This window comes from Acinetobacter sp. YH16053 (genome assembly GCF_013417035.1).
Lineage (GTDB): Bacteria > Pseudomonadota > Gammaproteobacteria > Pseudomonadales > Moraxellaceae > Acinetobacter > Acinetobacter towneri.
The window spans coordinates 1-8,185 of the sequence record NZ_VPEP01000039.1 but is presented as its reverse complement, the minus strand read 5'-3'; the positions used below and the strand labels follow the sequence as shown (position 1 = coordinate 8,185).

Here is an 8,185-nt window from a genome sequence, read left to right as displayed (position 1 = left end):
ACCCCGTGGAAGCGGGTTAGGTTGACTCTGGGCTTCGGTACCAGGGCGGCCAGCCTTGCAATGAAATCCAATGGTTCGAAAATGACGTGCGTGGTGCCGTCCCGGTACGGCGTCTTGAGCTGGTAGCGCACGTTGCCGCCTCGTGTTAACGACAGCCGCTTCTCGGATACCGCCGGGCGGCTGATGTACCGGCACAGCCGTTCGAGCTTCTTGCGTTCATCGGCCCTGGCCGCCACGCCGGCGTGCAGGCTGGACCCGGCTACCTTGCCAATCCCGTCACCGAACGGATCACCACTGGTCGGCAGAGTTTGCAAAGTGAACACCTTTCGCCCCGCCTGTGAACCGACAGCGATACGGTAAGTGATCGAGTGCCCCAGCAGGGGTGTCATCGGGTCGTCATCCACCGCATCCGAGGCCAGATAGCTGTTTTCGACATCCCGTTCCAGCAGGCCTTGCCGTTCCAGATAGCGACCCACCCGGTGGGCGATGGTGTGCGTCAGCTGGGTGAGCTCTGGGCTGGTCGGCGCCTTGACCCAGCGGAAACGCGCTGAGCCGTGGGATTGCTCGACATACACACCGTCGAGAAACAGCATGTGGAAGTGAACATTCAGATTGAGCGCCGATCCAAAACGCTGGATCAGGGTGACCGCGCCCGTCTTGGCCACTTGGTGGGTATGGCCCGCTTTCTTGACCAGGTGCGTGGCAATGACGCGGTAAACGATGCCCAGCACCCACCCCATGATCTCGGGCCGGCTGGCAAACAGGAAATGTGGGCGGACAAAATAGTTGGGAACTGGGAGGGGTGGAAATGGAGTTTTTAAGGATTATTTAGGGAAGAGTGACAAAATAGATGGGAACTGGGTGTAGCGTCGTAAGCTAATACGAAAATTAAAAATGACAAAATAGTTTGGAACTAGATTTCACTTATCTGGTTAACTAATCTAGCTAACCTGCCGCTCAGCTTAGTACGATCCTATATCCAACTGATCATAATCCTTTCATCAGTATCCCAAATTAAATCCCCCTCCTAGACTGCCTCACCAACACTTTACAGTGATCCCGTATTTCCGGACAGGTGATTGATTTTTTTCGCTTGTACAGGTGTTAAGCCACAGTTATCTTGATGTGGACATTATGCATTGTAATAGCCCATTAACATGCGCTAAGAGCATAAATTAATATACAGTAACAAGCATTACGAGGTGCTAATGTTTGGAAAGCAGCCTCTTCCAACTACAATAATAAGTTAACTATCCTCCACCCACAAATAATTACAAATGACCCCTTTCCGCTATAACTCCGATCTCACCAGCGGCTCGCTACAAACCCGAGAGTGTCGCATTATTACTGGCTTGTTACTCCAAGAGCTTGATGAAGCTGCCTGGGATAAAGCCATGTATAAGGAAAATGTGCTTCAGAAACGCACGCAATCTACGGTAAGACGTATTTCTTCAGCGCTTAGAAAACGCCTAGAACACCTAAGCTCTGACTTTTGGGCTTTTGCGTTTTTATGTTAGGCATTGTCTGGCAACTGGAGGAAGTGTAATGACCATGAATGGTCACTGTGATTGACAGTATCTTGCTTAAACTTATCTGAACAATGGTAGAACTGGCTCATATTTATCCCCTCTATGATTGTTTATCTTTTTCACCATAAAAAGTATCAGGGGCTACTCAGGGCTACATAAAGATATTTATCTACTTTTACTGATTGATAAGTAGCATCAGTCCATCCGCAGGACTGGTGGTGCCGGCAAAATGCTGACCCAACACATGCGTATAGATTTGCGTGGTCTTAACATCGTTATGCCCTAAGAGTTCTTGCACAGTGCGAATATCACGCCCCGCTTGTAATAGATGCGTAGCAAACGAGTGACGAAATGTATGACAAGTGACACGCTTGCTAACGATGCCTGCTTTTTGTACGGCTGCCTTCAATGCCTTTCGCGCAACGGAGTCATGCAGATGATGGCGGCATAATTTGCCGTTATACGGGTGGTTGCAGAGCGTGCTGGAGGGAAAGACAAACATCCACGCCGCTTGTCGATAAGCAGAAGGGTATTTGTGATCTAAAGCAAAAGGCAGCGATGGCCCTACGCCTTGTAAGTTGTCGTCTTGCTGAATAAGCCGCGCTTGCTCAATGAGTTATTTTATTGCTGGGATTAGGCGCGTGGGCAGTAGGCTGTTTCTGCTTTTCCCACCCTTACCGTCATGCACAGTGATGCAGCCATTATCAAAATCAAAATCTTTAACCCGCAAACGCAAGCATTCATTAATGCGCAAACCTGCACCATACAGCAGCGTAAAAATAACTTGGTTGCGAGTATCCATAACCTGCAAAATGCGTTGCACTTCATTTGCAGAGATAACAGAGGGTAGCCGTCTAGGCTTGCTTGCAGGGATATAATCAATATCGCCCAACGGCTGTTGTAAAAACCTGTTGTACAAAAAAGCTAGGGCATTTAAAGCGATTTTCTGCGTGTTTATGGCTACATGTCTGCTGTTTGCTAAGCTGGATAAAAACAGCCTGACCTCTTCACTGCCCATGGTCTGAGGATGACGTTTTTTGTGAAACAGAATAAAACGCTTAATCCAGTGCAGGTAAGTTTTTTCAGTTTTCAGCGCATAACCTTTTTGTCGCATATCCGTGCGTATAGAATTTAAAAATGGACTGTTAGACATAAAACGCTCCTTGTCTTGCAACTGTCTGCCTATACAGCCTATTCTAGCTGGGATTTAAAAAAGTGCCTGTTTTTTACGCCTAGAGATGCTTGTTTACCGGTAGAGTTTTAATTTAATGCTAAATAAATTAAAATGTTATGAGTTCTTTGGGTGAGATAATGTGCATCGTGCAAGCAGGATAGACGGCATGCACGATTTGTAATAACAGAGTGTCTTGTATTTTTAAAGAAAGTCTATTTAATACAAGTGATTATATTAATTAACGGTAAGCATCAGCGGGTGACAAAACGAGCATGCTTACTAATAAAATGTTAACCTCTGAGGAAGAATTGTGAAACTATCACTAATGGTAGCTATATCGAAGAATGGAGTTATCGGGAATGGCCCTGATATTCCATGGAGTGCCAAAGGTGAACAGCTCCTGTTTAAAGCTATTACCTATAACCAATGGCTGTTGGTTGGACGCAAGACTTTTGAATCAATGGGAGCATTACCCAACCGAAAGTATGCGGTCGTAACACGTTCAAGTTTTACATCTGACAATGAGAACGTATTGATCTTTCCATCAATTAAAGATGCTTTAACCAACCTAAAGAAAATAACGGATCATGTCATTGTTTCAGGTGGTGGGGAGATATACAAAAGCCTGATCGATCAAGTAGATACACTACATATATCTACAATAGACATCGAGCCGGAAGGTGATGTTTACTTTCCTGAAATCCCCAGCAATTTTAGGCCAGTTTTTACCCAAGACTTCGCCTCTAACATAAATTATAGTTACCAAATCTGGCAAAAGGGTTAACAAGTGGCAGCAACGGATTCGCAAACCTGTCACGCCTTTTGTACCAAAAGCCGCGCCAGGTTTGCGATCCGCTGTGCCAGGCGTTAGGCGTCATATGAAGATTTCGGTGATCCCTGAGCAGGTGGCGGAAACATTGGATGCTGAGAACCATTTCATTGTTCGTGAAGTGTTCGATGTGCACCTATCCGACCAAGGCTTTGAACTATCTACCAGAAGTGTGAGCCCCTACCGGAAGGATTACATCTCGGATGATGACTCTGATGAAGACTCTGCTTGCTATGGCGCATTCATCGACCAAGAGCTTGTCGGGAAGATTGAACTCAACTCAACATGGAACGATCTAGCCTCTATCGAACACATTGTTGTGTCGCACACGCACCGAGGCAAAGGAGTCGCGCACAGTCTCATCGAATTTGCGAAAAAGTGGGCACTAAGCAGACAGCTCCTTGGCATACGATTAGAGACACAAACGAACAATGTACCTGCCTGCAATTTGTACGCAAAATGTGGCTTTACTCTCGGCGGCATTGACCTGTTCACGTATAAAACTAGACCTCAAGTCTCGAACGAAACAGCGATGTACTGGTACTGGTTCTCGGGAGCACAGGATGACGCCTAACAATTCATTCAAGCCGACACCGCTTCGCGGCGCGGCTTAATTCAGGAGTTAAACATCATGAGGGAAGCGGTGATCGCCGAAGTATCGACTCAACTATCAGAGGTAGTTGGCGTCATCGAGCGCCATCTCGAACCGACGTTGCTGGCCGTACATTTGTACGGCTCCGCAGTGGATGGCGGCCTGAAGCCACACAGTGATATTGATTTGCTGGTTACGGTGACCGTAAGGCTTGATGAAACAACGCGGCGAGCTTTGATCAACGACCTTTTGGAAACTTCGGCTTCCCCTGGAGAGAGCGAGATTCTCCGCGCTGTAGAAGTCACCATTGTTGTGCACGACGACATCATTCCGTGGCGTTATCCAGCTAAGCGCGAACTGCAATTTGGAGAATGGCAGCGCAATGACATTCTTGCAGGTATCTTCGAGCCAGCCACGATCGACATTGATCTGGCTATCTTGCTGACAAAAGCAAGAGAACATAGCGTTGCCTTGGTAGGTCCAGCGGCGGAGGAACTCTTTGATCCGGTTCCTGAACAGGATCTATTTGAGGCGCTAAATGAAACCTTAACGCTATGGAACTCGCCGCCCGACTGGGCTGGCGATGAGCGAAATGTAGTGCTTACGTTGTCCCGCATTTGGTACAGCGCAGTAACCGGCAAAATCGCGCCGAAGGATGTCGCTGCCGACTGGGCAATGGAGCGCCTGCCGGCCCAGTATCAGCCCGTCATACTTGAAGCTAGGCAGGCTTATCTTGGACAAGAAGATCGCTTGGCCTCGCGCGCAGATCAGTTGGAAGAATTTGTTCACTACGTGAAAGGCGAGATCACCAAGGTAGTCGGCAAATAATGTCTAACAATTCGTTCAAGCCGACGCCGCTTCGCGGCGCGGCTTAACTCAAGCGTTAGAGAGCTGGGGAAGACTATGCGCGATCTGTTGAAGGTGGTTCTAAGCCTCGTACTTGCGATGGCATCGGGGCAGGCACTTGCTGACCTGCCAATTGTTTTAGTGGATGAAGCTCGTCTTCCCTATGACTACTCCCCATCCAACTACGACATTTCTCCAAGCAACTACGACAACTCCATAAGCAATTACGACAATAGTCCATCAAATTACGACAACTCTGAGAGCAACTACGATAATAGTTCATCCAATTACGACAATAGTCGCAACGGAAATCGTAGGCTTATATATAGCGCAAATGGGTCTCGCACTTTCGCCGGCTACTACGTCATTGCCAACAATGGGACAACGAACTTCTTTTCCACATCTGGCAAAAGGATGTTCTACACCCCAAAAGGGGGGCGCGGCGTCTATGGCGGCAAAGATGGGAGCTTCTGCGGGGCATTGGTCGTCATAAATGGCCAATTTTCGCTTGCCCTGACAGATAACGGCCTGAAGATCATGTATCTAAGCAACTAGCCTGCTCTCTAATAAAATGTTAGGCCTCAACATCTAGTCGCAAGCTGAGGGGAACCACTAGTGTCATACGAACCTCCAAGAGACGGTTACACAAACGGGTACATTGTTGATGTCATGTATGACAATCGCCCAAGTAAGTATCCAGCTGTGTTCAGAACGTACGTCCGAATTCCAGACTATGTCGAACTAGATAACGCGGAGGAGCTGGCCGACGCAATCATTCGAGAGGTTGAGTTAAAGGAGGCATGGCTCACAAGGGTCTTGGGGAACTCAGCCGATCCTGACGCTTCTGTGGGCAAGTGGGACCGGCGCCTAGCGCAGTGCGGTGGTATTGATGAGATGTCAAGTGGGGTGCAGGCAACATACTTCAGTCCAAACGGTCAGCTGGTCGGCTTAGTGGCATACATTGATGCCGAATGGATGGATGAATAGCTCTGACGTTACGATTCAGGTGAGACAACCAGATGGGCATTGCGTACAAGCTCAGTTGCCACCGATGTGGCTACGAGTCTGATCTTCTTTACCTAGGCCAAGGTATGGCGATGCTTCCTGAGCAAATAGTCGGAACGTGCACATGCTGCGACAATCTAACGACGATTTCTATAAATGAAAGCTACGGAGTATGCTCACTTTGTGGGGCTAAGGATCGTGTGATATTTACAAGCTATCAGCATGAGGCAAGGCCAAGAAATCCCTGCTATCTAGAGAGAAGTTTCAAATATCAATGCCCAAGATGCCATGCCTTCAGTATGGAGCCTCCGGATCTACCGGAGATGCTTTGGGACTAATGCTCCGCTTTGCCTCGGGTATCCGTTCGACCTATGTTTAAGAGGAAACGCACGTGTCTGCCGCCAAAGCTCTTGCCTATGCACTTTGTGACAAGTTGGAAAGCAAAAAAGTTGATGAAGTCGGTAAGCGTCCGCTGAACACACCTTCTGAATTCATCCTATAAGCCTTAATTTAGTCCCCACTTAGAAACAAGTGGGGACTAAAATTTATGACTACAAATCATCAGACATCCATCGCATCTCTTGCGAAAAAACGAAGAACATACAGTGCTGAATTTAAACAGCAGATCGTTCAGGCTTGTAAAGCACCGGACGTTTCAATTGCTTCAGTCGCTTTGCAACATGGATTGAATACAAATCTTGTATCCAAATGGATTCGCTTAATTGATGCTAAGCCAGGGAGTGATCGCTCACCACTACCGAATAAACCTGCATTTATTGCCTTATCTTGCTCTGCACCATTAGATCCTACTCCTACTGACATGTTAAAAGTTCAAATTACTTTACCCCACTCAAAAGCAGAAATTGGCTTGAAATGGCAAGTATCAGAAATACCTGCCTTGGCAGAATTACTCAAGGTGCTGGCAACATGATCCGTATCGATGAAATCTGGCTTTCTACCCAACCTCTGGATATGCGAGCAGGGATGGATACTGTCATGGCTCAGGTGGTGAGAGCCTTTGGCTACATTAAACCGCATTGTGCTTACCTGTTCTGTAATAAACGTGGCCATCGCATGAAAGTGCTGGTACATGATGGACTGGGCATCTGGCTGTGTGCCCGGCGGCTGGAACAGGGAAAATTCCACTGGGCTAAAGTTCACCAGGGTGAAAGCGTAGCTCTCAACCCGGAACAGTTACAGGCATTAATCCAGGGTTTGCCTTGGCAGCGCATTGGACGACAGCAGGTGGTCACGATGCTCTAAACCAAGCTCGGCTATTCTGCCATCCTCCAAACGTTCTATTTCATTCTTCTCATGACCTCAGGCATACTGCGGTCATGAATACGCTGCCAGATTTAAGCCAACTGACCCATGAACAACTGCTGGAATTCACCCGGCAGTTGGCGATGCAGCATCAACAACTCGCAGAAGATAAACAACAATTAGATGCTCAAGTTCAACATCTGGAAGTATCAAATCAACAATTAGATGCCAAAGTTCAACATCTTGAAGTCACCAATCAGCAATTAGATTCTAAAGTTCAGCATCTTTCTATTCTCAATCAAAAATACGAGCATGAACTGGCGCTGTTTAAACAGCATAAATTCGGCAGTAAAAACGAACATCTCACCGCAAAACAAATCCATCTGTGGGATGAGGCGGTCGAAGAAGATATCGCAGCCGTTGATCTGGAATTAGAACGATTAAATGCAGATAAAACCCATGCAGGGACACAGAAAGCCACAGTCAACAAACCTAAACGTCGACTGCTACCCGATCATCTACACACCATCCGTATTGAGCATGAACCTGCATCAACCCAATGCAGTTGTGGCTGCCAGTTACGTCGTATCGGCGAAGATATCAGTGAAAAACTGCATTTCAGACCGGCACAGTTCTATAAGGAACAGCATGTACGTGGCAAATGGGTCTGTGATCAGTGCGACACCCTGACTCAGCAAGCGATGCCCGCCTATGTGATTGATAAAGGTATTGCCAGTCCTGAACTGCTCAGCCATGTACTGGTATCGAAGTATGCCGATCATTTGCCGCTGTACCGTCAGCGCCTGATCTATCAGCGGGCTGGCATTGATCTGTCCAGATCCACGTTATCTGACTGGATTGGTCGCTGCGGTGTGGAACTGGAACCTCTGGCCAATGCCTTAAAACAGGTGGTGCTGCAACAGCGGGTGATCCATGCCGATGAAACG

Annotated in this window: 8 protein-coding genes and 3 pseudogenes; 9 read left to right on the top strand and 2 right to left on the bottom strand. The window is 47.6% G+C overall.

Annotated elements, in window-relative coordinates; all coding sequences use genetic code 11:
- Positions 1-767 (bottom strand): annotated as a pseudogene (locus tag FTV43_RS14020) (IS91-like element ISVsa3 family transposase); the annotation flags it as partial.
- 510 nt (positions 768-1,277) lie between these two features.
- On the opposite strand from FTV43_RS14020, the gene FTV43_RS14015 reads away from it, so the two are divergent.
- Positions 1,278-1,517: a BrxA family protein gene (locus FTV43_RS14015; RefSeq protein WP_001353740.1), complete on the top strand. Its 240-nt coding sequence runs from the start codon at positions 1,278-1,280 to the stop codon at positions 1,515-1,517.
- Positions 1,518-1,704: 187 nt separating this feature from the next.
- On the opposite strand, the pseudogene intI2 reads toward FTV43_RS14015, so the two are convergent.
- A pseudogene (intI2, locus tag FTV43_RS16055) lies at positions 1,705-2,682 on the bottom strand (class 2 integron integrase IntI2).
- 331 nt (positions 2,683-3,013) lie between these two features.
- Between intI2 and dfrA1 the strand changes: the two are divergent.
- The 8 genes and pseudogenes from dfrA1 to FTV43_RS13965 form a co-directional block, all read left to right on the top strand.
- Positions 3,014-3,487: a trimethoprim-resistant dihydrofolate reductase DfrA1 gene (dfrA1, locus tag FTV43_RS14000; RefSeq protein WP_000777554.1), complete on the top strand. Its 474-nt coding sequence runs from the start codon at positions 3,014-3,016 to the stop codon at positions 3,485-3,487.
- Positions 3,488-3,581: 94 nt separating this feature from the next.
- Positions 3,582-4,106, top strand: a complete 525-nt coding sequence (sat2, locus tag FTV43_RS13995; RefSeq protein WP_000704156.1) for a streptothricin N-acetyltransferase Sat2 — start codon at positions 3,582-3,584, stop codon at positions 4,104-4,106.
- A gap of 57 nt (positions 4,107-4,163) precedes the next feature.
- Positions 4,164-4,999: pseudogene (gene aadA1 / locus FTV43_RS13990) on the top strand (ANT(3'')-Ia family aminoglycoside nucleotidyltransferase AadA1).
- Positions 5,000-5,027: 28 nt separating this feature from the next.
- Positions 5,028-5,525 carry a hypothetical protein gene (locus FTV43_RS13985; RefSeq protein WP_001444089.1) on the top strand — a complete coding sequence of 166 codons (498 nt, stop codon included), beginning with the start codon at positions 5,028-5,030 and terminating at the stop codon, positions 5,523-5,525.
- 60 nt (positions 5,526-5,585) lie between these two features.
- Positions 5,586-5,957, top strand: coding sequence for a hypothetical protein (locus tag FTV43_RS13980; RefSeq protein WP_000119696.1), 372 nt, complete (start codon positions 5,586-5,588; stop codon positions 5,955-5,957).
- Positions 5,958-6,522: 565 nt separating this feature from the next.
- Entirely contained in the window at positions 6,523-6,906 is a 384-nt protein-coding gene (locus tag FTV43_RS13975) for a transposase (RefSeq protein WP_004828545.1), read from the top strand.
- Complete coding sequence (tnpB, locus tag FTV43_RS13970; RefSeq protein WP_004828548.1) at positions 6,903-7,238, top strand: IS66 family insertion sequence element accessory protein TnpB; 336 nt, start codon at positions 6,903-6,905, stop codon at positions 7,236-7,238. Before FTV43_RS13975 ends, tnpB begins: the two co-directional genes overlap by 4 nt.
- Before the next feature lie 74 nt (positions 7,239-7,312).
- Positions 7,313-8,185: transposase (locus tag FTV43_RS13965; RefSeq protein ID WP_179995746.1), on the top strand; the 873-nt coding region annotated here is incomplete at its 3' end.

What these genes read in the sequence shown, in the direction of transcription:
- FTV43_RS14015 (WP_001353740.1), top strand. Translation starts at nt 1,278, where the DNA reads ATGACCCCTTTCCGCTATAACTCCGATCTCACCAGCGGCTCGCTACAA.
- FTV43_RS13975 (WP_004828545.1), top strand. Translation starts at nt 6,523, where the DNA reads ATGACTACAAATCATCAGACATCCATCGCATCTCTTGCGAAAAAACGA.
- FTV43_RS13985 (WP_001444089.1), top strand. Translation starts at nt 5,028, where the DNA reads ATGCGCGATCTGTTGAAGGTGGTTCTAAGCCTCGTACTTGCGATGGCA.
- sat2 (WP_000704156.1), top strand. Translation starts at nt 3,582, where the DNA reads ATGAAGATTTCGGTGATCCCTGAGCAGGTGGCGGAAACATTGGATGCT.
- tnpB (WP_004828548.1), top strand. Translation starts at nt 6,903, where the DNA reads ATGATCCGTATCGATGAAATCTGGCTTTCTACCCAACCTCTGGATATG.